Below are 26,693 nucleotides of genomic sequence, written 5' to 3'. Positions count from 1 at the left end.
CCAAGCAGGTGACTAACTTGCTTGGTTTTTTGTATAAAGAGGGGAAATATGCGTAACTTTTTGAATATAAATACACTAAGCGAACAAAATGTGTTTCAATTAGTTAAACGAGCGATTGCATTGAAGTCTGGGGATACACCCAAGCGGTTGCCAATAACGGCTGTGAATTTATTTTTTGAAAATTCAACACGAACGTATAGTAGTTTTCAAATGGCTGAGAATCGGCTTAATTGGCAAAAAATCATCATTAATCCTCAGACAAGTTCAATGACTAAAGGTGAAAGTCTCATTGATACATTGAAAACGCTAAAAGCTATTGGTGTTGATGTAGCAGTCATTAGACATTCTCAGAATGCTTGGTATAAAAATCTATTGACCGCCACTGGACATGATTTGCCACAGCTCGTTAATGCTGGTGACGGTAGCGGGCAGCATCCTTCCCAAAGTTTGTTGGATTTAGTCACAATTTATGAAGAATTTGGTCGATTTAAAGGATTGAATATTCGAATTGTTGGTGACTTGGCCCACTCAAGAGTTGCACGCTCAAATGCTGAAATTTTGAATAATTTGGGCGCAACGCTGACCTTTAGTGGACCAGATAGTTGGCGACCTGACGATTTTACAACATTTGGGTCTTATACAGACATTGATAATGATTGGTCAAATCAAGATGTCGTCATGTTCTTGCGTGTACAGCATGAAAGAATTACGCAAACAGAAAATCAATCATTTTCTAGTAGACAATATCACGAGCAGTTTGGGTTGACACAAGATAGATATGAACGACTAAAAAACACGGCGATTATCATGCATCCAGCACCAGTTAATCGTGATGTAGAAATTGCTGATGAACTGGTTGAAGCACCACAATCTAGAATATTTGAACAAATGACAAATGGTGTGTTCGCCAGAATGGCTATTTTAGAATATGTAACGGAGAACGATTAATGACAGTTATCAAAAATGCTAAGGTTTTGCTAAATGATGAATTGGTACAACGTGATGTCCAGTATAAAGATGGTAAAATTGTTGCTATTTCAAAAGTGATCGATGATACCAACGATCGGTATTTTGACGCGAAACAAGCGTTTTTAACCGCAGGATTAATCGATGTTCATGTCCATTTTCGGGAACCAGGGTTTGAGTATAAGGAAACCATTGCCACTGGTTCTAAGGCTGCTGCGCGTGGTGGCTTTACGACAGTCATTGCGATGCCTAATCTTAATCCAGTGCCAGATAATCCGAAACTATTGGCGGATCAAATTCAACGAAATACCGACAACGGTTTGATTCATATTGCGCAGTATGGCGCTATTTCTGCTAATTTGACGGCAACTAAAATTTCTGATATTAAAGGGATGGCTGAGGCGGGTGCAGCCGCGTTTACTAATGATGGTAAAGGTGTTCAGACGGCTGATACCATGTTACAAGCGATGCAAGCAGCAGCATCGGTCAATAAACCGTTAGCAGCTCATCTTGAAGATGATAGTTTATTACACGGTGGCGTTATGAATGCTGGTGCAACGGCACAAAAATTAGAACTGCCAGGCATTACAGGATTGGCTGAAAGTACACAATTAGCGCGTGATTTGGTTCTGGCAAAAGCAACGGGTGTACATTATCATGTTGCCCATATCTCGACGAAAGAATCAGTGGCCTTGGTTCGTATGGCAAAATCAGCAGGAGTTAACGTGACAGCTGAAGTATCGCCACATCATCTGTTGTTAGCAGATGATGATATTAAAAGTGACAATGCTTTGTTTAAAATGAATCCGCCACTGCGTGCCCAAGCAGATAGAGAGGCGTTAATCTCTGGATTACTGGATGGCACCATTGATATGGTCGCCACTGATCATGCACCGCATGGGAGCGAGGAAAAATCAAAATCATTCCGTGAATCCCCATTTGGGATTACCGGAATCGAAACAAGTTTTCAATTGCTTTATACGCATCTTGTTAAAAGTGGTGTGATGACTTTAGCCACACTAATGAAACGCATGGTAGCTTCACCAGCAGAAACTTTTCAACTGAAAGCGCCAACTAATATTGCAGTTGGCGAAGTAGCGGATTTGGCTTTATTTGATTTAGAGCATGAAAGTGACATTACCGTTGATGATTTTCAATCATTGGGTAAAAATTCACCTTTCGTTGGTTGGCGAGTATTTGGTAAAACGTTGGCAACTTGGGTTGATGGTGAAATAGTTTACGAGGATCAAACAAAATGAAAAAAAGATATTTAGTTTTAGAGAACGGATCAATTTATGAAGGTGAAGCGTTTGGCGCAGATACTGACGTGATGGCTGAGTTAGTTTTTAACACAGGTATGTCTGGTTATCAGGAATCAATTACTGACTTATCATATCGTGGTGAAATAATTGTTTTCACTTATCCTTTGATTGGCAACTATGGTGTTAATCGTGATGATTTTGAAAGTTTACGTCCAGCCGCCTCAGCAATTGTTGTGCATGAAATTGCTCGGCGACCAAGTAATTGGCGTCAAATGATGAGCTTACCTGAATGGGCAGAAAAAAGTGGTATGCCAGGTATTAGTGGTGTTGATACCCGAGCTTTAACTAAAGAATTACGCGATTTTGGTGTCATGAAGGCTGCTTTAGTAGATGAAGTCACTGAAGAAACATTAAGTACTTTGAAAAATTTTCAATCATCAAATACCATGGTGGCTGATGCCACAACTAAAACACAATATCAAAATCCAACTGATGGCGTATCAATTGCATTGATTGATTTTGGTTTAAAAAATTCAATTTTACGTTCTTTAGCGAAGCGTGGTGCGAATGTGATGGTTTTTCCAGCTGATGTGGCCGCTGAAACAGTTTTAGCAGCTAATCCGGATGGCATTTTGTTGTCAAATGGGCCTGGAGACCCGCAGGATGCTGCCTATGCTATTCCAACGATTCAAGCGCTAGAAGAGAAGGTACCGTTGATGGGAATTTGCTTAGGTCATCAGCTATTTGCCCTTGCCAACGGTGCAGAAACGTATAAATTAAAATTTGGTCATCGGGGATTTAACCATGCTGTTCGTCATTTATCAAAAGAACGTCTGGACTTCACTTCGCAAAATCATGGCTACGCTGTTGACCGTGATAGCCTCGCTAATACAGATTTAGTGGTGACGCATGAAGAAATCAACGACCACACGATTGAAGGTTTGCGTTTGAAAAAGCATCACGCTTTCTCGGTTCAGTTCCATCCTGATGCTGCACCTGGTCCACATGACGCAGAATACTTGTTTGACGATTTTCTAACAATGATTGCAGATGCAAAAAAGGAGACAACTCAAAATGCCTAAACGTAACGACATCAAAAAAGTGTTGGTCATTGGTTCAGGTCCCATTGTGATTGGGCAAGCAGCTGAATTTGACTATTCGGGTACACAAGCTGCTTTGAGTTTGAAAGAGGAAGGTTATGATGTTATTCTGGTTAATTCTAATCCAGCAACAATCATGACTGACTCAGAAATTGCTGATAAAGTGTATATCGAACCATTGTCACTCGATTTTATCGAACGTATTTTGCGCAAAGAACGACCAGACGCAATTTTACCAACATTAGGCGGTCAAACAGGCTTAAATATGGCTAAGGACTTGTCTGAAGCGGGCATTTTAGATGATTTAAATATTGAACTATTAGGCACTAAACTTTCGGCTATTGAAGAAGCTGAAGATCGTGAAGAATTTAAAGATTTAATGGAACGACTTCATGAACCAATTCCAGAATCAACAATTGCTACGACGGTTGACGAAGCTATCGCATTTGCTGATGAACATGGTTATCCTGTTATTGTGCGTCCTGCTTATACTTTAGGCGGAACTGGTGGCGGAATTGCAGAAAACCATTCAGAGTTACTAGCGATTGCGGCCAATGGCTTGGAGTTGTCTCCAGTGACACAAGTTTTGATTGAGCGCTCAATTGCTGGTTACAAGGAAATTGAATTTGAAGTGATGCGCGATGCACATGACAATGCGTTGGTAGTGGCTTCAATGGAAAATTTTGATCCGGTCGGTATTCATACGGGCGATTCAATTGTGACAGCGCCAGTTCAAACGTTATCAGACCGTGAAGTTCAAATGATGCGTGACGCAGCTTTGAAAATTATTCGTGCTCTAAAAATTGAGGGCGGCGTTAATATTCAGATGGCGTTAGATCCGAAGTCTTACAAATATTACATCATTGAGGTTAACCCACGTGTTTCAAGATCATCTGCTTTGGCTTCAAAAGCAACCGGTTATCCTATTGCTAAGATGGCTGCCAAAATTGCAGTTGGTTTAACACTAGATGAAATTATCAATCCTGTTACTGGTACAACCAAAGCAGAATTTGAACCAGCATTAGATTATGTCGTTGTGAAAATTCCGCGTTGGCCGTTTGATAAATTTAGTTCAGCTGATCGTCGACTTGGCACTCAAATGAAGGCGACAGGAGAAGTTATGGCTATTGGTCGTAACATGGAAGAAGCTTTGTTAAAGGCTGTTCGTTCTTTGGAAATTGGTGCTGTTGGACTTGATGATGTGACATTTGATAATTTGTCAGATGAAGCGTTGATGCAAGCACTCATGCCAGCGCGAGATGATCGTTTATTTATGATTGCCGAACTATTACGTCGCGGTATTTCGCTTGAAGCCATTCATGATAAAACGCTGATTGATGAGTTTTTCTTAGATAAAGTATTGCATATTATTGAAATTGAGCAAGAATTAGCAGAGCACGTCAATGATGTTGATTACTTGCAGTATGCTAAAAAGAATGGCTTTGCTGATGCTACAATTGCAAAAATTTGGCACCAGTCAATGTCAGAAGTACGTCAACTTCGCCACTCAAAACACTTGTTACCTGTGTATAAAATGGTTGACACTGTAGCGGCTGAATTCGAATCAAAAACACCGTATTACTATGCTACCTATGAAAAAGAAAATGAATCGGTTGTTTCTGATAAAAAAAGCGTGATTGTTTTAGGATCAGGTCCAATTCGAATTGGTCAAGGTGTGGAATTTGATTACGCAACTGTGCATGCAGTGAAAGCAATTCAGCGCGCAGGATATGAAGCAATAATCATGAATTCTAATCCTGAAACGGTTTCAACGGATTTTTCTGTGTCTGATAAATTGTATTTTGAACCTTTAACATTAGAAGATGTTTTGAATGTGATAGATTTAGAACAGCCTATTGGTGTCGTTGTGCAATTTGGTGGTCAAACAGCTATTAATTTGGCGCAACCGCTCACTGATAATGGTGTTCAGATTTTGGGAACAACGGTTGAAGATTTAAATCGTGCTGAAGATCGTGAAGCATTTGATCAAGTGATTAAACAACTCGCATTACCACAACCAGTGGGTAAAACAGCTACAACTGTTGCTGATGCTTTGAGTGCAGCTCAAGAAATTGGTTATCCAGTTCTCATCCGACCATCTTATGTTTTGGGTGGTCGAGCTATGGAAATTGTGTCATCTGACGAAGAACTAAAAGACTATATGCAGCGCGCAGTCAAAGTTTCTAATGATCATCCAGTATTGATTGACTCATACCTCGTTGGTCAGGAAGCCGAAGTGGATGTCCTATCAGATGGTGAAACTGCTGTAATTCCTGGTATTATGGAGCATATTGAACGTGCCGGTGTACATTCTGGTGATTCAATGTCAGTATATCCGCCACAATATTTGTCACAAAAAGTGCAACATGAAATGGTTAACGCGGCCATTAACTTAGCTAAATCATTGAACACAGTTGGCTTAATGAATGTGCAATTTGTCATTCATGAAAATACAGCCTATGTAATTGAAGTGAACCCCCGTGCCTCGCGTACAGTGCCATTTATTTCAAAAGTGACCCATCTGCCATTGGCACAATTAGCTACTCGTGTGATGCTAGGTGAAAAATTGGCTGATATGGGATTTGAAACAGGTCTTGTTCCAGCCGATGACATGGTTCATGTCAAAGCGCCAATCTTTTCATTTACTAAATTGCCAGATGTCGATTCACTACTTGGACCTGAAATGAAGTCAACTGGGGAAGTCATGGGGTCGGATACAACTTTGCCAAAAGCATTGTATAAAGCCTTTGTTGCTTCAAATATTAAGGTACCGCAATATGGTAACGTGCTTTTCACAGTCGCAGATGCTGACAAGGAAGAGGCGCTGACCTTAGCGCAACGATTTAATGATCTCGGATTTGCAATCTTTGCTACCGCCGGTACAGGTAGTTACCTTGCAGCTAATGCGTTACCAGTCGAAATCTTAGATAAAATTTCAGAATCTGATAACAATTCAGTTGTTGCATTGCGTGAACAAAAATTGCAAATTGTCATCAATACTACCCAGGCTGATGAACGTGCAGAGAGCGATGGCCGGTTGATTCGAAATGCAGCCATCGAAAATGCCGTGCCATTGTTTACGGCACTGGACACAGTTAAAGCGTTTTTGGAAGTTCTAGAGTCACGTAGCTTTACAGTTAAAGAGATGCAATAATAATAAAGGACTAATAAAAGCAGCCTGAGAGCTGCTATTAGGAGACAAAATGAATAATCAGTTAGCAGTCAACTTGCCTGGCTTAAGTCTTAAAAATCCCATTATGCCATCATCTGGTTCAGTGTATTATGGACTTGATGATGTCTACGAAGTCGAGCGTTTGGGCGCTTTAGTTACTAAAACAACCACTTTGGATGAACGAACAGGCAATCCTCAACCTTGGATTGTAAACACGTCAGCTGGTATTTTGAATTCAGTCGGCTTGGCAAATCCTGGTGTTAATAAAGTCATTAAAGAATTTTTACCAAAAATAGCGAAAAAATACAGCAATTTACCGGTGATGACTTCAATTGCCGGCGAAACAGTGCAAGATTATGTTAGATTAACAGAATATTTTGATGCCATTGATACTGTTTCAGCGATTGAAGTTAACTTATCTTGTCCAAACGTCGATCGTGGTGGTATGGAATTTGGTGTTAGTGCCGAGTCTGCTTCTGAAGTAATTACTGCCATGCGCCAAGCTACTAAGAAACCCATTTATGCCAAAATGTCGCCTAATGTTACTGATATTAAACCAATCGTCAAAGCAGTTGAACTGGCTGGTGCGGATGGATTGGTCTTAATCAACACATTAGTCGGGATGAATCTAGATTTGGCTAAGCGTGCGCCGAGTTTGGTAAGAGGAATTGGCGGTCTATCAGGTACAGCTATCCATCCGATTGCTGTACGATTTGTTTATGAAGCAGCTCAGACTGTTGATATTCCAATTATTGGCGTAGGTGGCGTTACGCAGGTTGACGATGCTTTAGAACTTATGATGGCAGGCGCGTCAGCCGTGCAAGTCGGGTCTGCAATTGCGACAAATCCAACAGTTATGACAGACATCATTGCAGCATTACCAAAAGCGCTTGATAAATATGGATTTACGGACGTGACAGAAGTAACGCGAACGTTCAAAAAAAGTTGACTACTAAGGGGAAAAAACATGATAAATCGACCAGTTTTTATTGCACTGGACTTTCCAGATGGTAACACGGCACTAAATTTTTTAGAACCTTTTAAAAAAATAGACAAAAAGCCGGCAATCAAGGTTGGTATGGAATTATTTTATGCAGAAGGACTGGATTTTGTCAGAGATTTACGCCAAAAAGGATTTGATATCTTTTTAGATTTAAAACTTTATGACATTCCCAACACTGTGGGCCATGCAGTTGCCAATATTGCAAAATTAGATGTTCAGTATTTAACGTTACATGCGGCCGGCGGGACTAAGATGATGACTGCTGCAGTTGCTAATAAAGGTCAAAACTTAAAAATACTAGCAGTGACGCAATTAACATCTTTTTCTGAAGCTGATGTTCAAGAAATTTCCCAATCGACAGTAACGTTGGTAGAAAATGTGTTGCACTTAGCAAAAATGGCTGACAACGCAGGTGTGGATGGCACGATTAGTTCGCCTTTAGAAGCTGGTATGATACAAGCTAACACGCAATCAGATTTCTTAACCATTACGCCTGGTATCCGTTTAGCTGGGGATAACGCAAACGATCAAAAACGTGTCACAACACCAGCCAAAGCAAAACAATTAGGTGCAACGGGACTGGTTGTTGGCCGTTCGATTACTAAAGCTAGTGATCCAGTTGCCGCATACCAACAAGTATTGAATGAATGGAGTCGTTAAATGACAGATTATGCAAATGAAGTTGCTAATGATTTACTAGAAATTGGTGCGGTTAAATTTTCACCGGAGGCACCATTCACATGGGCGTCAGGTATTAAAAGTCCGATTTATACTGATAATCGCATGACGATTGGTTTTCCAAAGGTTCGAAAAAACATTTATAGTGGTTTAACAGAATTAATCAAAACTGAATACCCTGATGTTGAAATTATTGGCGGTGTTGCTACAGCAGGGATTCCGCACGCAGCCTGGGTGGCGGAACAATTAGAAAAACCAATGATTTATGTCCGGTCAAAACCAAAAGATCATGGAGCGGGTCGCCAGACAGAGGGTGCAAACGTAGCGAATCACAAAGTAGTGCTAATTGATGATTTGATTTCAACGGGTGGTTCAGTCCTGGCTGCAGCAAAAGCAGTTGAAAAAGAGGGTGGTAATGTTTTGGGCATTGTGTCAATTTTTTCATACGAACTGTTAGCTGGCGTAAAAAATTTTGAGAGTGCTAATTTAACTTTTAAATCATTGACAACCTATTCACAGCTGATGACATTGGCTATTAGTCGAGGAGACTTGGCTGAAGATCAGATTGAAACATTAAATGAATGGAAAAAGCAACCTGAAAAATGGCAAGTAAACTAAAAAAAATCGACAATATTGTCGATTTTTTTTAATAGATTGCGTCTCGATAAAGACCAATAACTTTACCGAGAATGGTAACTTGCTTTAAAATAATTGGCGCCATTGCATCATTTTCAGGTTGCAATCGATAATGATCTGCTTCACGGAAAAAGCGTTTTACAGTTGCCTCATCATTGTCATTCATTGCGACAACGACGTCACCATTATCAGCATTTTCTTGACGACGAACAATGACTTTGTCACCATCCAAAATACCAATATTGATCATTGATTCGCCATGAACATTAAGCATGAACAAATCACCATCAAATTGCATTAGATTGTCAGGAATGGGGAAAAATTCTGTTGCCTCTTCTTCAACGGCCAAAATTGGTGTTCCTGCTGTCACAACACCGAGAACAGGAATCTTACCAGGCGTAATTGAAACACCTAGCATTTCTAACCCAGCGTCTGTGATTTCAATGGCGCGTGCTCTTGGTTTTGAAGCATCTTTTAAGAGATATCCTTTTTTAACCAAACGCTCAATATGGCCATGAATGGTAGATGACGAAGATAATCCAACGGCCTCACCAATTTCCCTGACTGTGGGAGGAAAACCGTTAGTTGATTGGGCCTCATGTATAAATCTTAAGACTTGTATTTGTTTGCTTTCTTGAATAATTGCCATGATGGGGTTCCTACTTAATAATTAGTAACTCAATTATACCCAAAAAACACGAACAAATCAAACACGTGTTCGTGATTTTATAAAATGCCAAATAAGTATCCAAGAATATTTATAAATTCTTTAGAAACCACGTGATTTCTGTTCGTTTTCTGTGTATAAAGGACTGGAATTTTGAACTTATTAACTTCACTTTTTTGATGGCATGCACTAACCGGCTGTGATATAATTGTTATCAGACATTCGATGAGGAGAAATAAGATGAGTACAGGACTTGTAATCTTGATTGCGGTTTTGGCCTTGGCGATTGGTTTGGCTGGTGGTTTCTTCTTGGCACGTAGTTCAATGAAAAACTATTTGGCTAAGAATCCACCAATTTCTGAAGAAATGATGAAGTCAATGATGATGTCAATGGGTCAAAAGCCATCACAAAAAAAGTTGAATCAAATGATGGCTCAAATGAAACAACAAAGTGCAAATGCGCAAAAAAAATAAGCTTAGCGCTTATTTTTTTTGTATTCTTTTAGGATCAATGTAGTGCCAATCAGGATTAATTTCATCATCTAATTTATCGAATGCTGATTGCATGATGTCTGTATATTTGGCGATGTTTTCAGCATTCAATTTATCGGCGCGATCAATGTAGATTGGCTCTCCAAAATTAATTGTGGTATTATGGCGTTTAAAGAGGTGGCTAAACTTCACTGGGCCTTGGTATACCGCCGGTACAATTGGTTTTCCGGCCATACGCGCAATTAGCAATGATCCGGACTTCAAATCATCGCTGTGGCGCGAACCAGACGGGAACATGATCAATGATCTTTGACCACTTTTCAACTCACGAACTGGATATTTGATGACACTAGGACCAACGTTTTCACGATCAACAGGGAAAGCACCTGCTGATTTAATAAGCCATGCCAGTGGTTTAAATTTAAAAAGTTCAATCTTGGCCATAAAAATAAAATGTTTAGGATAGGCAGCCACAGCGTACCATACAGGGTCCCACCAAGTGCGATGTGGGCCAACTAAGACATAATTATCATCTTTAGGTAGTTTGTCACGGTTCATATATGTAATGCGACCGTTGATTGTCCAAATAATAGCCACGGCAACACCGCGCAGAAACTCGTAAAATTTCATATTTATTCACCTCATAAACGAAATCAAATTCAATTTTACCGAGAAAAGGGAAGAAACGCAAATGACAGAGCTAAGTTTAGCATCCGGTGAACGGATTGATGGCTTACCATCTCAAAATATTAAAATTATTCAAAATCCAGATATGTTTTCCTATTCACTTGACGCTATTTTATTAGCACATTTTGCAGATGTTAAAGGTAAAGGACGGGGACATGCTGTTGATTTGGGTGCCGGCACTGGGGCGGTGGGGTTATTTTATGCGCCAAAAGTGAGTGGCCGCGTCACATTAGTCGAAATCCAGCCTGAATTGGCAGCCATGGCACAGCGCAGTATTGATTTGAATGGAATGTCTGATCGTGTTAGTGTACTGCAAAAGGATATGAAAAATATTTTTGAGGACATCAAACCGGGATCGGTCGAGACCGTGTTGAGTAACCCACCTTATTTTCCTTTAAATGACACCACTAAAACTAATCATGATCATCACTATGAATTAGCGCGCCACGAATTAACAATCAACTTACCAAATTTAGCTCAAATTGCTAATAAACTGTTGAAAAATAACGGTAAATTCTATATGGTCCATCGACCAGACCGTTTGGCAGATATTTTTGCAGCTTTTGCTAACCGCAAACTTATGATTAAGCGGATTCAATTCGTCTATGGTAAGGCAGATCGTGAGGCAAATATTGTTTTGGTCGAAGCGATTAAATCAGGACGTCCGGGTGGCGTACGAATTTTACCAGCTTTAATTGCTTATGATGACAAAAATGATTACACACCCGAAATGAATAACATTTTGTATGGCAAGGCTTGGTCATAATGAAAGCATATTTTTTTTACGTTTTATATACTGCTGACGGCTATTTTTATGGTGGTTTTACAGATGATGTCTTGCGTCGTTTAGCGACACACGAATCAGGAAAGGGAGCTAAATTTACACGTGTTAAATCGCGTCATCCACTTCAATTGATTTATCAGGAATCATTTGAAACTAAAAGTGATGCATTAAAGGCAGAGGCAGCTTTTAAAAAGCTGACGCGATCCCAAAAAGAAATGTTTCTACTAGCACACAAAGTAGATAAGGTGTGGCAATAAAGTCCTTGCTAAACATATAAAAATACCGTATAATTTATCTTGTTGTGGAAAACAACAAATACACACGACAAACGAGAACACGTAGGTGCAGTGATGTCAGCGTGAACCACGAATTTGTCGGCGGAAAAACCTAGGAGGCCATATCATGGCAGTTATTTCAATGAAAGAACTCCTCGAAGCAGGAGTACACTTCGGTCACCAAACACGTCGTTGGGACCCAAAGATGGACGAATACATCTTTACAGAACGTAATGGTATTCACATCATCGATTTGCAAAAGACAGTTAAGTTGGTTGATGAAGCCTATAACTTCATCCGTAACGCTTCAACTGACGGCGCAAATGTTTTGTTTGTTGGTACAAAGAAGCAAGCTTCTGATGCTATTGCTGAAGAAGCAACACGTGCCGGTCAATATTACATCAACCACCGTTGGTTGGGTGGTACTTTGACTAACTGGAACACGATTAAGACACGTATCCAACGTTTGAAGGATTTGCAAGCAATGGCCGAAGATGGTACATTCGAGCAATTACCTAAAAAAGAAGTTGTTTTGTTAAACAAACAACGTGAAAAGTTGGAAAAGTTCTTGGGTGGTATTCAAGACATGCCTGGATTGCCAGATGTTTTGTTTGTAGTTGACCCTAAGAAGGAAGAAATTGCTGTTAAGGAAGCCAACATGTTGAACATTCCTGTCGTAGCAATGATTGACACAAACGCTAATCCTGATGTTGTTGATGTTAAAATCCCAGCCAATGATGATGCTATTCGTGCCGTTCGCTTGATTACTGCGAAGATGGCTGATGCTGTTATCGAAGGTCGTCAAGGTCAAGATTCAGCACCAGAAGACGCCTTTGTCGAAGGTGATGAAAATACAGAATCAATCGAAGAAATTGCTAACATTGTTGAAGAAGGCAATAACTAATTATTTGATTTAAAAATACCGTTCCTTGCGGACCTGTTTGGGGCGCGGAATGGTATTTTAGTATGTTATAATTAAAATACATTAAATTATTTTAGAGGAGCACTATAATGGCAATTACTGCTGCACAAGTAAAGGAACTACGTGATAAGACATCTGTTGGTATGATGGATGCTAAGAAAGCATTGGTCGAAGCTGATGGCGACCTAGATAAGGCAATTGATTTGTTGCGCGAAAAAGGGATGGCTAAAGCTGCTAAAAAGGGCGATCGTGTCGCTGCAGAGGGTATGACAGCTGTTGCCGTTAAGGGTAATCGTGCTGCAATTATTGAATTGAACTCAGAAACAGATTTCGTTGCTGGTAACGCAGAATTTAACGAATTGTTGCGTGCTGTTGCTAATGCAATTGTTGAATTTGCACCAGCTGATGTCGAAGCTGCTTTGGCACTTGAAGTTGAAGCTGGTCAAACTTTGAACGACAAAATTGTTGGTACGACACAAATTACTGGTGAAAAAATTACTTTGCGTCGTTTTACAGTTGTGGAAAAGTCTGACTCTGAAAACTTTGGCTCATATTCACACTTGGCTGGTTCAATTTCTGCATTAGTTGTCGTTGACGGTGCTTCGGAAGCAGCTGCTAAAGACATTGCGATGCATGTTGCTGCTATTGCACCACAGTATGTTTCAGATGATCAAGTACCTGCAGAGGTTGTGGCTAAGGAAAAAGAAGTGCAATTGGCTTCTGAAGATTTGGCAGGCAAGCCAGACAACATCAAAGAAAAGATGGTTGATGGTCGTATCAAAAAGTTCTTGGCAGAAATTTCATTGTTGGATCAACCATTTGTTAAAAATGGCGATCAAACAGTTGCACAATTTATTGATTCACAAAATGGTTCAGTCAAGTCATTTGTCCGTTACCAAGTCGGTGATGGTCTTGAGAAAAAAGTGACAGATTTGGCTGAAGAAGTTGCTAAGCAACTAGGATAATTGTTTTTTCAGTATGGAATGATTGTTATCTAGTATTGATTAATCTGTACCATTATTTTTATGAAAAGCGCGTTGTTGTTGATAACGCACTTTTTTTTCGGAATTTTTGCCTGATTTTTGATATAATTGTATAAGCAAATAAAAGAGGTTAGACATGACTGATATTAAGTACAAACGTGTTTTGATTAAGTTGTCAGGTGAGGCTTTGGCTGGTGAAAAGGGACAGGGCATTGATCTTGCCGTTGTGTCAGCTATTGCCGAAGAGCTGAAAGAAGTTCATGATTTGGGAACTCAAATAGCAATTGTTGTTGGTGGTGGTAACTTGTGGCGCGGCGAACCAGCTTCTAAGGTTGGTATGGAACGCTCACGGGCTGATTACACGGGTATGCTGGGCACTACGATGAACGCCCTAGTATTGCAAGATGCCTTAGAACGTTCTGGTGTTCAAACACGCGTTCAGACAGCAATTACAATGCAACAAATCGCAGAACCATATATTCGTGGGCGTGCAATACGTCACTTAGAAAAGGGACGTATTGTTATTTTTGCCGCTGGTACTGGATCACCATACTTCTCCACCGACACCACCGCAGCATTGCGCGCTAACGAAATCAATGCTGATGCTATTTTGATGGGTAAAAATGGCGTTGACGGTATCTACGATTCCGACCCTAATAAAAACGCTGATGCCGTGAAATTTACAGAATTAACACACTTGGAAATTTTGCAAAAAGGATTGAAAGTAATGGATTCAACGGCAAGTTCTCTTTCAATGGATAATAACATGCCATTGGTCGTGTTTAATCTTAATACACCTGGAAATCTCAAGCGTGTTGTGCTTGGTGAACCAATTGGAACCACAGTAACAGGAGAAAAATAATGACTTTTGATTTAACAAACGCTAAAGAGCGGATGCAAGGGGCACAGGAAGCTTTACAACGTGAATTGGCGAATATCCGTACAGGTCGAGCTAATCCAAATATTTTAAATCGTATTGAAGTTGAGTATTATGGTGCCATGACACCCCTAAATCAAGTGGCGTCAATTTCGGTGCCAGAAGCGCGCATTTTGCTGATTACACCTTTCGATAAAAGTGCTTTGGAAGCAATTGTTCATGCAATTAACGTGTCAGATCTGGGGTTGAATCCTGCTTCCGATGGTAACATTGTGCGTTTGGCGATTCCGCAAATGACAGAAGAACGCCGTAAAGAATTAGCTAAAGAAGTTAAAGCTGAAGCAGAAAAGGCCAAGGTTTCAGTCCGCAATGTTCGCCGTGACATCATGGATGACATTAAAAAGGATAAAGAAATGCCTGAGGACGATGCTCGCAAGGCAGAAGATCAAACGCAAAAGCTGACTGACGAAAATATCAAAGCAATTGATGGCATTGCAGCTGAAAAAGAAAAAGAATTATTAACAATTTAATTCTTATGTTATACTAAAATAACTTTTAAACTTGGTATCTTACCAAGTTTTTTTGTTTGGAGGGAAAATGTTTAGGCGTTATTTTAAATTTTGGCGAGAGGCACTTGATTTTCATAGTGGTGCCTATCGATTAGATTTTTTTTGGATTCATGTCGTTAACGATTTAATATTAGCGATTATCGGTTTCGCAACACTAACAGTCAGCAACTCTTTTTGGTTTGTGCTGAAAGTTGATGCAGCCGTCTTTATTGTGCTGTTTGTCCCAAGCCTTTCGTTGTTCATTAGACGTTTACGCGATACAGGGTTTTCAATTAATCAGGTTATGTTTGTTCTGCTAAGTCCATCGTTACTTTGGATTGCCATTGATATTTCAGCTGAATTACGTAGCATAGTATTAGCTTTACTTGTCATCTTGATATATTTTGGATGGCTCTTATTTCTGGTTTCTAGGCGTTCAGCTTATTGGACACCATGGTTATCGAGAAAAGAAAAAATAGGTTATGGTATTGGGTTTGCTGTTATGGTTAGTTTGTCCTTTGGTTTGCAATTGGCTGCTGGCTCTGTGATTAGGCAGGATGTTAAAAAAGTATTAGTGCATGCTGTGTTTAAACAGCAGAAAATCGAAAAAGATACAGTGCAAACCACAGAATCTGACACTAGTAGTAGCTCGGAATTATCCTCATCTGCAGAGCGCATACCGTCATCGTCGTCATCAGTTTCATCTGAAATTCCTGATAAATCAATAGTGGATGTGCCGGATGATGCTGTTACTAAGGCCTATCGACAATTGTCTGTTGATGTCATAGGAGATTCGGATTTTGGACATTTTCAGGTCAAGGGTAATTGGCAACAAGACACGTCATCCTTACAATGGCTACAGCTAACCCAACAAATTATGATTTTAACCAGCACTCAGGGTCAAGGATGGGGTGTTGACTTTTCAAGCTTTTCATTTCAAAAAATCATAGGGCAATCACAGCTAACATTGTCTAATTTTCCGACTATCAGTGCTTTGCGTATTGATGGGACCTATAAGTCGCCTAATAGTGATACGGTCAAGAATATGGCATACCTTGAATGGCATATGTCTGATGGACATATTCGCGTCGTATACGTGATTGCGCCAAGTCAGGCATTGCTTAATCTGATTGTTAAAACAATTGGTGAAACATATCAATCACAATAATGTTTTGAAATTCACTTGACGAATACTCTCGCGACGTGTCATAATAACAGTATTAAGTTTGAGTCGTGAGGAAACCAAGTGGCGTTGGTGGAGCGACAATAACTATCGAGGGTCGAGTTGTAACTCGGAAATCAGGTGGAACCGCGCGTAAGCGTCCTGATGTCAATTAATTTTGGCATTAGGACGCTTTTTGTGTCCTGATCAGAAAGGGGTTCACAGGAAGAATTAATTTAGCTGGTTCTTCAAAATATAAAAGTAAAACACCGATTTGACTCGTATAATGTGTTAGACAGCATTTCATATTGAAAATTACAAAGGATTAAGACATGACAGATACAAAGTTATCATTACAAGATATTATTTTGACATTGCAACAATATTGGGCAAAACAGGGTGCAAATTTAATGCAGGCCTATGATAATGAGGTGGGTGCAGGAACACAGTCGCCTTATACTTTTTTGCGCGCAAATGGTCCAGAGCCATGGCATGCTGCTTATGTACAACCATCACGGCGACCGGCTGATGGACGTTATGGTGACAATCCAAATCGTCTTTTTCAACATCATCAATTTCAAGTTGTGATGAAGCCTTCACCTGCAAACATTCAAGAGCTTTATTTGGGATCATTGGAGGCACTTGGCATTAAACCATTGGAACATGACATTCGTTTCGTTGAAGATAACTGGGAAAATCCGTCAATGGGTGCTGCTGGAATTGGCTGGGAAGTTTGGTTAGACGGCATGGAAGTGACCCAATTTACTTATTTCCAACAAGTTGGTGGTATTGAAGTTGATTCTGTTACTGCTGAAGTCACTTATGGGTTGGAACGGTTAGCATCGTACATTCAAGATGTGCCAACAGTTTATGATTTAGAATGGGGAAATGGCGTTTTGTACGGGGATATTTTTAAAGAACCCGAATATGAACACTCAAAGTACGCTTTTGAGGAATCTGATCAAGCTATGTTACTCAGGCATTTCGATGAATTTGAAGCGGAAGCCACTCGTTTACTTGCGTTAGGACTTGTTCATCCAGCCTACGATTATATCTTAAAATCATCGCATACGTTTAATTTGTTAGATGCGCGAGGTACGGTATCCGTTACTGAACGTGCTGGTTATTTACACAGAATTAGGACTATGGCTCGTAAGGTTTCAAAAGTATTTATTGAAGAGCGTGCAAAATTGGGCTTTCCATTGCTTAAAGATGAGCAGCTGCGTGACAAGTACTTAGGTGAAAATGGTAAGTATGCAATCAAAAAAGCTTAACGAAAGTTAGTGTTGAAAACCATGTACTCCCATCCTAAAACTTTTATCAAAGATGGTTGTCGTACAATTTAAATTGGAGAATAATTAATGTCAACATTTTTATTAGAAATTGGACTTGAAGAAATACCAGCTCATTTGGTAACCAGTTCAGAGAATCAGTTAATTGAAAGAACTAAAAAGTTCTTATCAGAGCATCGTTTAACAGTAGGTGATATTAAACCATATTCAACACCGCGACGTCTGGCTGTCGTTTTGACAGATGTTGCTGAAACATCAGAAAGTTTAAGCGAAGAAAAGCGTGGACCATCTGTTGACCGTGCACAAGACGAAAACGGTAATTGGACAAAGGCAGCATTAGGTTTTGCACGTGGTCAAGGCGCTAATCCTGAAGCATTTGAAATTAAAGATGGATATGTTTGGCTAACAAAACGTACTGCTGGTGTAGCCGCGAATGAAATTTTAGCTAAAATTGGTGATGAAGTTGTCGCCCAAATGAAATTTTCAACTTATATGAAGTGGGCTAATCACAGCTTTTTGTATGTTCGACCTATTCGTTGGCTCGTAGCACTTCTTGATAGTGAAGTCATTTCTTTCAATGTGTTAGATATTACCACAGATCGTTTCACACGTGGTCATCGTTTTTTGTCTTCAGAACATGTTGAAATATCTTCTGCAGATAATTATGTAACGACTTTGCAGGGTGCTAACGTGGTTGTTGATGCTACAGTGCGCAAAAATGAAATTCGATCGCAGTTGAATGCAATTGCTGAAGCTAATGGTTGGGTTCTGCAACTTGAGACCGATGCGGCGCAAGATTTGTTGGAAGAAGTTAATAACATTGTTGAGTGGCCAACAGCGTTTGCTGGCAGTTTCGATGAGAAATATTTAGAAATACCAGATGAAGTTTTGATTACATCAATGCGCGAACATCAGCGTTTCTTCTTTGTGACGAATGAAAAAGGACAATTATTGCCACACTTTTTGTCAATAAGAAATGGTAACCGTGAGCATCTAAACAACGTTATTGCTGGAAATGAAAAAGTATTGGTGGCAAGGTTAGAAGATGCCGAATTCTTCTATCATGAAGACCAAACCAAATCAATTTCTGATTACATGACTAAAGTTAAAAAGTTAGTCTTTCATGAAAAAATCGGTACGGTGTATGAACACATGCAACGCACTGGTGCTTTGGCATCAGCAATGGCGGCTGCCTTGAAGTTTGATGAAGCACAACAGGCTGATTTGACCCGTGCATCAGAAATTTATAAATTTGATTTGATGACTGGTATGGTTGGTGAGTTTGATGAACTTCAAGGCATTATGGGTGAGCATTATGCCAAGCTTTTTGGCGAAGATGATGCGGTTGCAACAGCCATTCGAGAGCATTATATGCCAACTTCAGCTAATGGTGAGGTTGCGCAATCTGAAATTGGTGCTTTGTTGGCCGTTGCGGATAAACTTGATAGCATTGTGACGTTTTTTGCTGCTGGATTAATACCAAGTGGTTCTAATGATCCTTATGGCTTACGACGTGCAGCTACTGGCATCGTGCGTACATTGGTGGATAAAAAATGGCATATTGATTTGCGGCCTTTGCTAGCTGATTTTGTGCAACAGCAAGGTAAGGTAACTGACACCGATTTAACGACAGTTGTTGATTTCATGTTGGATCGTGTTCGTAAATTATCGTTGGATGCTGGAATACGTCAAGATATTGTCATTGCTGGATTAGGCAACGTTGATAGAGCTGATATCGTATATATTAGTCAGCGAGTCGAAGCTTTGTCCCAACATAGTGGTGATGGCAATTTCCGAGATGTAATTGAGGCGCTGACTCGTGTGGATCGCTTAGCCGTAAAGCAAGTAACTAATGCAACAGTTGATCCTACTAAGTTTGAAAATCAATCTGAAAAGGACCTATATCAAGCAACGTTAACGCTTGATTTAAATACTTTGATGCATGACGGTGCAGAAAATCTCTACATGGCCTTGGCAAATTTGCAACAACCAATTGCGGCTTATTTTGATGAAACCATGGTTAACGCTGAAGATGAATCTGTTAAAGATAATCGATATGCGCAGCTGAACGTCATACAACGACTAACCAACGGATTAGGAGATTTGACGCAAATCGTCATTAAGTAAATGTGTTTTGTTATGTGTTATAGTGAGTTATAAAATGACTGGAGGCACATAATGATAAATATTGCTTTTGTAGGTTTTGGGAAAAGTACTAACCGCTACCATTTACCTTATTTAAAATTACGGCAAGACAAATTTAGGGTTACACGTGTCGTAACACCAACGCTTGGAAAAAGACCAACTGAACAAGCTGAGCTTCAAGAAACTGGTACAATTTTTTCTACTGACATTGGTGACATTGTGACTGATGATAGTTTGGATTTAGTGGTTGTTGTGACACCATCACAAAGTCATTATCAAGTTACAAAACAGTTATTACAAGCAGGCAAAAACGTGTTAGTTGATAAGCCGATGGCTGCCAGTGTTGAGGAGGCAGAAGAGCTTGTTAAACTGGCGACAGAAAATAATTTATTTTTAATGCCTTTTCAAAGTCGAAGATTTGACAGCGACTTTTTGACGGTAAAGCAAGTAATTGCTAACGGTTACTTGGGGCGATTAACGGACCTAGAAGTTCACATGGATCACTACCGTCCTCTGGATGGTCAATTAGAAGGTGCTGCGATTGACGGCTCTTTGTTTGGTCATGGCGTTCATTTAATTGACCAAGTCGTAAGTTTGTTTGGGTCGCCACAAGCGGCTGTATATGATTTACGCGCAACACGTGTGCTTGAAAGTCATTTAGATGATCAAATTGAAGTCAATTTGTTTTACCCAGAAGCCTTTAAAGCAACAATTCAAACGACTGAATTAGCTACGGTTCAATATCCAAAGTGGCAATTAAGAGGTACGCAAGGTACATTCATCAAATATACAGTTGATGAACAAGAAAATGATTTAAAGACAGGTATTATGCCTGGAAGTCCAAGGTTTGGTAGTGATGCACCACAAAACTTTGGTCACTTGGTATATTATAATCAGAGTAGCGATCGCATTGACAAGTATCTACCTAGCGTTCAGGGCGATTATGGCCGTATTTATGACACGGTCTATGAAACACTAGTTAATGGCAAACCAAAGCTAGTATCTGATGAAACAATGATTACTGTTATGAAGCTATTATCTGGTGGTGTCCAGACTACTGGACCACATATTTTAAAATTTTAATATTGTATGAACAAAGACTTGATTAAATTGGGTCTTTTTTCATTACAATTGGTTGTATTGCACTAAAAATATCAAAGGTGAGTCGAAAGTAATTGCAACCTTTATGGTAAAATTAAATAGACATAAAACTGAAAGAAAAATGCCAATTATGACAGAATTAGATTTAATACAACTAAAAGAACGACAAAAACATATCCGTAATTTTTCTATTGTTGCGCACATTGATCATGGCAAATCAACCATTGCCGATCGGATTTTAGAGCAAACACACACAGTAGCAGAACGTGATATGCAAAATCAATTGTTAGATACAATGGACTTGGAACGTGAACGCGGCATTACGATTAAATTAAATGCCGTTGAAGTTCATTATGATGCTAACGACGGTGAGACTTATATTTTTCACTTGATTGATACGCCAGGGCATGTCGATTTTTCTTATGAAGTTTCGCGTGCTTTGGCTGCTGCTGAAGGCGCCATTTTGGTAGTTGATGCAGCACAAGGCGTTGAAGCACAAACGCTTGCTAATGTCTATTTAGCGTTGGAAAATGATTTAGAAATTCTACCGGTTATTAACAAAATCGATTTGCCTGCTGCTGATCCTGAAAAAGTGCGACAAGAAATTGAAGATGTCATTGGGATTGATGCCTCTGATGCAGTTTTAGCTTCAGCAAAGCAAGGTATTGGCATTCCAGAATTATTGGAAAAAATTGTGACAGACTTACCGGCGCCAGAAGGTGAAATTGATGCACCACTTCGGGCTTTAATTTTTGATTCTGCATATGACGCTTATCGCGGAGTAGTAGTCAATATGCGTGTTCGTGAGGGAATCGTTAAGCCAGGCGACAAAATTCGGATGATGAATACTGGGGCTGAATATGAGGTCACAGAGGTCGGTGTCATGTCGCCAAATGGGCAAAAACGTGATTATTTGATGGCAGGTGATGTGGGATACTTGACTGCTGCAATTAAAGATATTCATACGACACATTCAGGTGATACGATTACTCTAGTTGATCATCCGGCAAGCGAACCATTGGCTGGCTATAAACCAATGACACCAATGGTCTATTCAGGGTTGTATCCTTCGGATAATGCAAAGTACACTGATTTACGAGAAGCGCTGGAAAAGCTCCAACTGAATGACGCCGCATTGACGTTTGAACCAGAAACATCACAGGCTTTGGGGTTTGGTTATCGTGTTGGTTTTCTTGGGCTATTACACATGGACGTTGTTCAAGAGCGACTTGAACGAGAATTTGGACTAGATCTTGTTACGACTGCACCGTCAGTAACTTATAAAGTCACCACCACAGAAGGCGAAACAGTGGCTATTGAAAACCCTTCTGAAATGCCAGAGGCTTCAAAGATCAAAACGATTGAAGAGCCCTATGTGCACGCTCAAATCATGGTACCCAATGACTACGTTGGTGCAGTCATGGAGTTGGCCCAACGAAAACGTGGTGAATTTGACACGATGGAGTATCTAGATGAGACTCGTGTGAATGTTAAATACTACATGCCATTGTCTGAGATTATCTTTAATTTTTTCGACAAACTAAAGTCAAGTACACGAGGGTATGCCTCATTAGACTACGAGTTATCAGCATACCGCCAATCTGATTTGGTTAAAATTGATATTTTGTTAAATAGTGAGAAAGTGGATGCTTTGAGTTTCATTGTTCATCGTGATTTTGCGGCCGAGCGTGGACGAATCATCACTTCAAAGCTAAAAGGTATTATTCCGCGTCAGAATTTTGAAATTCCTGTTCAAGCGGCCATTGGCGCCAAAATTTTAGCGCGAACTAATATTAAGGCTTATCGTAAAGATGTTACTGCCAAAATCCACACTGGTGATCCAGACCGACGTGCTAAATTGCTCGATAAGCAAAAACGTGGAAAGGCACGAATGAAATCTGTTGGTACGGTAGATGTACCACAAGAAGCCTTTATGGCCGTACTCAAAACGGAGGACGATGCCCAATATGCCAGAGGAAACTAAACAAAAGCGTTCGCGTGTCGAGCGTAATTGGTCTACCAAAAAGCATCGACTATTAAAACCCAATATAATTTTGGCAGCGATGTCAATTGTTGTGATGATTGTAGTTGTGAGTGGTGTGGTGGCTAGAATCGCTTTTGGTGTGGATGGTGTTTCACAAACGACACGTCAAAAGTTAGTCAAAAAAGATGCAAAAACGGCTTTAGAGTTTGGATTAACAGGTGATTCATCTGCTAGTAATACACAAAGTATCGTTAACTTAACGACAAAAAAATGGCAAGCTGAAATTGCCAGTAGTATTCAAACGGCATTACAATCAGATCAAAAAGTAGCAGATTCAGTGACTTTTTCTGGTACTCAGTACAAAAAAACATCGGTTATGAAAGACCTATCGCAACGCTACTTGGAAACCTTGCAACGTGATCGTGATTTTAAGGTAACCTCAGTAAAATTTGATAAGTACCACAACGCCAAAGTGACTTATCAGGTAAAGCCTATTGACTTACCAGCTGGGCAAGCTTTGGTACAAAAGTATGTGGATGAACAAATTAAAAAGAATGAAACAGCTGCTAGCAAATTAACACAGGAAGAGTTGCGATTGGTTGAATATGCGATGGTCGCCAACAATTGGGATCGCGTCTTAAAGGATAATATGCCGACTTCATCAGACAAAATTGCGACGATTGATTTATTGTATCGTACAAAAAATTTCAAGCCAGAATATCAAATCACCAAAGACACTTTAAATAATATTTTGAATAGTGGGTTAGCTGAATGAATATATTAGATAAAATTAAAAGTATATGGGCAATTGGGCGTCAAAGTAAAATGACGGCGATTGGTTTTGATCGTGCAAGAAGTATTGAGGATCCTCAAGTCTTCATATCCAAGCAAGTCAAACAGCCCACTCCAAATGACTCAGAAATTTTAGTGAAAGTTCTGGCAACGTCGGTTAATCCAGTTGACACAAAAATGCGAGCTGGTTTCACCAACGAAGGACAATTTCGAATTTTAGGATTTGACGCAGTTGGTGAGGTGGTTAAGGTTGGTACGGCAGTATCAAGATTTAATGTTGGGGACCGTGTTTATTACGCTGGTTCACAAATGAAACAAGGATCAAACGCGGCATTTCAAGTTGTTGAAGCTGATTTAGTAGGTCATGCACCACATCATTTATCAATCGCTGAAATTGGGGCAATGCCGTTGACTTCTATTACCGCTTTTGAAATTTTACATGATGCGTTTGGTTACGACTTAGAAAAAGATAGTGTTTCTAATCGTTCTATCTTAATTATCAACGGTGCCGGAGGGGTCGGATCAATTTTGATTCAATTAGCAAAGTACATTGGCTTGACAGTCATTACAACAGCTTCAAGACCAGAATCAGTTGCTTGGGTAAAATCGTTAGGGGCCGACTTTATTTTAGATTACCATCAGGATTTGGCTGATCAATTAAAGCATATTCAATATCCAAAAGTTGATCATGTTGCAATTTTACAAAGTACTGATGCCTATTGGCCGACAGTAACACAGATTATTAAGCCATTTGGTACGATTGCTTCAATTGTTGAAACAACAGCGCCAATTGATATGGGACCGTTAAAAAATATTGGTGCCCAATTTAGCTGGGTATTCATGTTTGCTAAAGGTAACTATCATGTGGACATGTTATCTCAAGGTTTGGCACTTGAAAAAATTGCTGCACTACTTGATAATGGAGAACTCAAGCCAACACTTACAACCACTTACCATGGTTTTACAGTAGAAAATATACGAACTGCTACTCGAACCGTCGAGGAAGGCCGTACAATTGGGAAAGTTGTGGTAGTATACGATGACGAAAAATAATTGGCAAGCAGTCACAATTGCCACCCAAAATGAAGCAGTCGAATCTGTTGCAGATATTTTGAGGACTGTTGGTGCTGACGGTGTACAAATCGTTGATGATCAAGTACCTGTCAAAGTTATCGCTTATTTTGAGAATAACGAGCAGTTGTCGGCGACCTTAACTAAAATTCAGTCTCAGCTAAATGAGTTACAACGTTATGATATTGATGCAAGACCAGGCACTGTTACTGTTGCGAGTGTTGCGCAATCTGAATGGGAAAATGAATGGAAAAGCTATTACCACGCGACACGTATTACACGCCATTTGACGGTTGTGCCATCATGGGAACAGTATTTACCAGAACAACAAGATGAATATCCAATTATTATGGATCCAAAATTGGCTTTTGGCACGGGCACGCATGAGACAACACGATTAATGCTTCAGGCATTGGAAACAGTCATTCGTGGTGGTGAAAGCATGATTGACGTGGGTACAGGATCAGGTGTTTTAGCCGTAGCAGCCAAGCAATTGGGGGCAGATACTGTGTTAGCCACTGATATTGATGAATCTGCCGTCGAGGTTGCACAAGCCAACTTGATCTTAAATCCAGTGGCTAAAAATGTGTCAGTCACGGTGAGTGATTTACTTGAGTCTGTCGATAGTACTGTAAAAGTTGATTTAGTGGTGGCTAATATTTTGGCAGATGTCATTGAGAGACTGATACCGCAAGTCGCTAACCATTTAACAAAAGATGGCTACTTTTTAGTTTCAGGTATCTATGATGATATAGCACCCCAGATCATTGACCAATTACATATCTCTCATTTTGAGATTTGTGAGCATATGATTATGGGAAAATGGCATGCCTTTATTGCTACCCAACAAACAAATTAAAGAGTAATCATTACTATTTAGTGTTATACTGTTATTGTACAATTGGATTGATGTACAATAATGTATTTTGACACTCATAATTATTCTCCCGTGATAATCACATACTTTAACTTACAAACTATAAGTAGAACACGAGTCAAAATGCAGCGAAGAGGCGCCACACGGCGCTTTTTTTGTTGCCTAATCAGGATGGCAGATTTGGTAGAATTTTGGTACAATAATTATATTGGACCATTAGCTCAGTTGGTTAGAGCAGATGGCTCATAACCGTCCGGTCGTTGGTTCGAGTCCAACATGGTCCATTGTAAGCAAGTACCAACATAGGCTTTAGCTTGTTCTTTTGAATAAGTTGGTTATTCAGATAATAGGGGTGACCTAACTCGGTACATATTTTGTTGTGGCGGTACAAAGCGCGAGACATTCAAGACGATTAAATCTAAAAAGGAATTATTAATGCAGCGATATTTTCTAAAACGTTCTATCAATGACGAGATAATTAAGTTGACTCGTGAGGATGCCGCATTTAATCACTTTGGTCGTGTGTTACGGGCACGTATTGGCACAAAAGCTGAGTTTGTGGATAATAATCAACAACTTGTCATTGGTCAAGTGACAGATATTGATACAAATCATATTGCCCTTGAGGTAATTGCACATCCTAATCAAACTGTTGAATTGCCAATTAATGTGACAGTAATTGTATCGCCATTAAAAAATGATCGCTCAGAATGGTTCGTTCAAAAAATTACAGAATTAGGTGTTGCGCGCATTATTTTTACAAAGATGTCGCGCACTGTGGTTGATTGGGGCAAGCAACAGGACAAAAAGATGTCTCGGTTGCAAAAAATTGCGCAAGCGGCTGCCGAGCAGTCTCACCGCCTGTGCATACCAGAAATTGATTTTTTGACATGGCAAACAGCAGTTCATTTGCAAAAAGATGTAGGTATAGTGGCTTGGGAAGAATCGGCAAAAGAGGGGGAAACAGCTGCTTTTATCGATTCGGTTAAGCATGTGCCCAATAGTGGTCACGTCGTTTTGGTATTTGGACCAGAAGGTGGATTGACAATAGATGAAATTCGGACGTTAACTCAGCTAGATTTTGTTTCTGCTGGATTAGGTCCGCGGATACTGCGCGCTGAAACTGCACCACTCTACGCTCTGTCCGCTATTAGTGTCTTGCGTGAGTTGCAGTAATAGCGTACAATATAATAAACAGATGAGACTATTTTAAGGCG

General features: G+C 39.9%; 25 protein-coding genes and 1 tRNA gene. 24 read left to right on the top strand and 2 right to left on the bottom strand.

All coding sequences use genetic code 11. From position 1 onward, the window contains the following. Positions 1-48: 48 nt before the first annotated feature. From IEU65_RS00505 to pyrE, 7 genes are read left to right on the top strand one after another with little or no spacing between them, the layout of a single operon-like run. The gene (locus IEU65_RS00505) at positions 49-948 is read left to right on the top strand and encodes an aspartate carbamoyltransferase catalytic subunit (RefSeq protein WP_010277509.1); all 900 of its coding nucleotides are present in this window, start codon (positions 49-51) and stop codon (positions 946-948) included. Beyond that, positions 948-2,225, top strand: coding sequence for a dihydroorotase (gene pyrC / locus IEU65_RS00500; protein ID WP_010277505.1), 1,278 nt, complete (start codon positions 948-950; stop codon positions 2,223-2,225). Before IEU65_RS00505 ends, pyrC begins: the two co-directional genes overlap by 1 nt. Continuing rightward, positions 2,222-3,310: a carbamoyl phosphate synthase small subunit gene (locus tag IEU65_RS00495; RefSeq protein ID WP_010277502.1), complete on the top strand. Its 1,089-nt coding sequence runs from the start codon at positions 2,222-2,224 to the stop codon at positions 3,308-3,310. The genes pyrC and IEU65_RS00495 overlap by 4 nt, the downstream gene beginning before the upstream one ends. Next, positions 3,303-6,482, top strand: a complete 3,180-nt coding sequence (gene carB / locus IEU65_RS00490) for a carbamoyl-phosphate synthase large subunit (protein ID WP_010277500.1) — start codon at positions 3,303-3,305, stop codon at positions 6,480-6,482. The genes IEU65_RS00495 and carB overlap by 8 nt, the downstream gene beginning before the upstream one ends. Before the next feature lie 49 nt (positions 6,483-6,531). Further along, the gene (locus IEU65_RS00485) at positions 6,532-7,449 is read left to right on the top strand and encodes a dihydroorotate dehydrogenase (protein ID WP_010277496.1); all 918 of its coding nucleotides are present in this window, start codon (positions 6,532-6,534) and stop codon (positions 7,447-7,449) included. Between the two features lie 18 nt (positions 7,450-7,467). Then, complete coding sequence (gene pyrF, locus IEU65_RS00480) at positions 7,468-8,163, top strand: orotidine-5'-phosphate decarboxylase (RefSeq protein ID WP_147651344.1); 696 nt, start codon at positions 7,468-7,470, stop codon at positions 8,161-8,163. Next, on the top strand, positions 8,164-8,799 hold the full coding sequence (gene pyrE / locus IEU65_RS00475; protein WP_010277490.1) for an orotate phosphoribosyltransferase: 636 nt from the start codon (positions 8,164-8,166) through the stop codon (positions 8,797-8,799). Between the two features lie 28 nt (positions 8,800-8,827). Here pyrE and lexA read toward each other — a convergent pair whose 3' ends face one another. Further along, positions 8,828-9,466 (bottom strand): transcriptional repressor LexA, encoded by a 639-nt coding sequence (gene lexA, locus IEU65_RS00470; protein WP_010280560.1) that lies wholly within the window; start codon positions 9,464-9,466, stop codon positions 8,828-8,830. A gap of 258 nt (positions 9,467-9,724) precedes the next feature. Between lexA and IEU65_RS00465 the strand changes: the two genes are divergently transcribed. Beyond that, positions 9,725-9,958, top strand: a complete 234-nt coding sequence (locus IEU65_RS00465) for a YneF family protein (RefSeq protein ID WP_036067662.1) — start codon at positions 9,725-9,727, stop codon at positions 9,956-9,958. 9 nt (positions 9,959-9,967) lie between these two features. Here the strand turns inward: IEU65_RS00465 and IEU65_RS00460 are convergent, their stop codons facing one another. After that, complete coding sequence (locus tag IEU65_RS00460) at positions 9,968-10,606, bottom strand: lysophospholipid acyltransferase family protein (protein ID WP_010291259.1); 639 nt, start codon at positions 10,604-10,606, stop codon at positions 9,968-9,970. Between the two features lie 61 nt (positions 10,607-10,667). Between IEU65_RS00460 and IEU65_RS00455 the strand changes: the two genes are divergently transcribed. From IEU65_RS00455 to IEU65_RS00380, 16 genes are all read left to right on the top strand, one after another. Beyond that, a complete protein-coding gene (locus IEU65_RS00455) occupies positions 10,668-11,429 on the top strand; it encodes a tRNA1(Val) (adenine(37)-N6)-methyltransferase (protein WP_010291257.1) in 762 nt (253 codons plus the stop codon). Next, positions 11,429-11,704: a GIY-YIG nuclease family protein gene (locus IEU65_RS00450; RefSeq protein WP_010291256.1), complete on the top strand. Its 276-nt coding sequence runs from the start codon at positions 11,429-11,431 to the stop codon at positions 11,702-11,704. Before IEU65_RS00455 ends, IEU65_RS00450 begins: the two co-directional genes overlap by 1 nt. Before the next feature lie 145 nt (positions 11,705-11,849). Then, positions 11,850-12,626, top strand: a complete 777-nt coding sequence (gene rpsB, locus IEU65_RS00445) for a 30S ribosomal protein S2 (protein WP_004912281.1) — start codon at positions 11,850-11,852, stop codon at positions 12,624-12,626. A 107-nt stretch (positions 12,627-12,733) separates the two neighbouring features. Then, positions 12,734-13,609, top strand: coding sequence for a translation elongation factor Ts (tsf, locus tag IEU65_RS00440; RefSeq protein WP_010278352.1), 876 nt, complete (start codon positions 12,734-12,736; stop codon positions 13,607-13,609). 154 nt (positions 13,610-13,763) lie between these two features. Then, the gene (gene pyrH / locus IEU65_RS00435; protein WP_004912275.1) at positions 13,764-14,489 is read left to right on the top strand and encodes a UMP kinase; all 726 of its coding nucleotides are present in this window, start codon (positions 13,764-13,766) and stop codon (positions 14,487-14,489) included. Next, positions 14,489-15,034 (top strand): ribosome recycling factor, encoded by a 546-nt coding sequence (gene frr / locus IEU65_RS00430; RefSeq protein ID WP_004912273.1) that lies wholly within the window; start codon positions 14,489-14,491, stop codon positions 15,032-15,034. Before pyrH ends, frr begins: the two co-directional genes overlap by 1 nt. Positions 15,035-15,101: 67 nt before the next feature. Beyond that, positions 15,102-16,220 (top strand): DUF805 domain-containing protein, encoded by a 1,119-nt coding sequence (locus tag IEU65_RS00425; RefSeq protein WP_168441469.1) that lies wholly within the window; start codon positions 15,102-15,104, stop codon positions 16,218-16,220. 326 nt (positions 16,221-16,546) lie between these two features. Continuing rightward, positions 16,547-17,488 (top strand): glycine--tRNA ligase subunit alpha, encoded by a 942-nt coding sequence (glyQ, locus tag IEU65_RS00420; protein WP_010278345.1) that lies wholly within the window; start codon positions 16,547-16,549, stop codon positions 17,486-17,488. 87 nt (positions 17,489-17,575) lie between these two features. Next, entirely contained in the window at positions 17,576-19,633 is a 2,058-nt protein-coding gene (glyS, locus tag IEU65_RS00415; RefSeq protein ID WP_010278342.1) for a glycine--tRNA ligase subunit beta, read from the top strand. A 51-nt stretch (positions 19,634-19,684) separates the two neighbouring features. Continuing rightward, entirely contained in the window at positions 19,685-20,734 is a 1,050-nt protein-coding gene (locus tag IEU65_RS00410) for a Gfo/Idh/MocA family oxidoreductase (protein ID WP_010278339.1), read from the top strand. Between the two features lie 148 nt (positions 20,735-20,882). Then, a complete protein-coding gene (gene lepA / locus IEU65_RS00405) occupies positions 20,883-22,736 on the top strand; it encodes a translation elongation factor 4 (RefSeq protein ID WP_031940998.1) in 1,854 nt (617 codons plus the stop codon). Further along, complete coding sequence (locus tag IEU65_RS00400; RefSeq protein WP_010278333.1) at positions 22,720-23,511, top strand: hypothetical protein; 792 nt, start codon at positions 22,720-22,722, stop codon at positions 23,509-23,511. Before lepA ends, IEU65_RS00400 begins: the two co-directional genes overlap by 17 nt. Beyond that, positions 23,508-24,581 carry a zinc-binding alcohol dehydrogenase family protein gene (locus tag IEU65_RS00395; protein WP_010278329.1) on the top strand — a complete coding sequence of 358 codons (1,074 nt, stop codon included), beginning with the start codon at positions 23,508-23,510 and terminating at the stop codon, positions 24,579-24,581. Before IEU65_RS00400 ends, IEU65_RS00395 begins: the two co-directional genes overlap by 4 nt. Beyond that, the gene (gene prmA, locus IEU65_RS00390) at positions 24,568-25,458 is read left to right on the top strand and encodes a 50S ribosomal protein L11 methyltransferase (protein WP_010278326.1); all 891 of its coding nucleotides are present in this window, start codon (positions 24,568-24,570) and stop codon (positions 25,456-25,458) included. The genes IEU65_RS00395 and prmA overlap by 14 nt, the downstream gene beginning before the upstream one ends. Before the next feature lie 228 nt (positions 25,459-25,686). Continuing rightward, positions 25,687-25,760: transfer RNA gene (locus tag IEU65_RS00385), tRNA-Ile, on the top strand. Positions 25,761-25,911: 151 nt separating this feature from the next. Further along, a complete protein-coding gene (locus tag IEU65_RS00380) occupies positions 25,912-26,652 on the top strand; it encodes an RsmE family RNA methyltransferase (protein ID WP_010278324.1) in 741 nt (246 codons plus the stop codon). Positions 26,653-26,693 lie beyond the last annotated feature (41 nt).

This window comes from Leuconostoc pseudomesenteroides KCTC 3652, from assembly GCF_014634745.1.
GTDB classification, from domain to species: domain Bacteria; phylum Bacillota; class Bacilli; order Lactobacillales; family Lactobacillaceae; genus Leuconostoc; species Leuconostoc pseudomesenteroides.
Note: the sequence above shows the minus strand (reverse complement) of the source record. Positions and strands in the feature narration are given on the sequence as shown.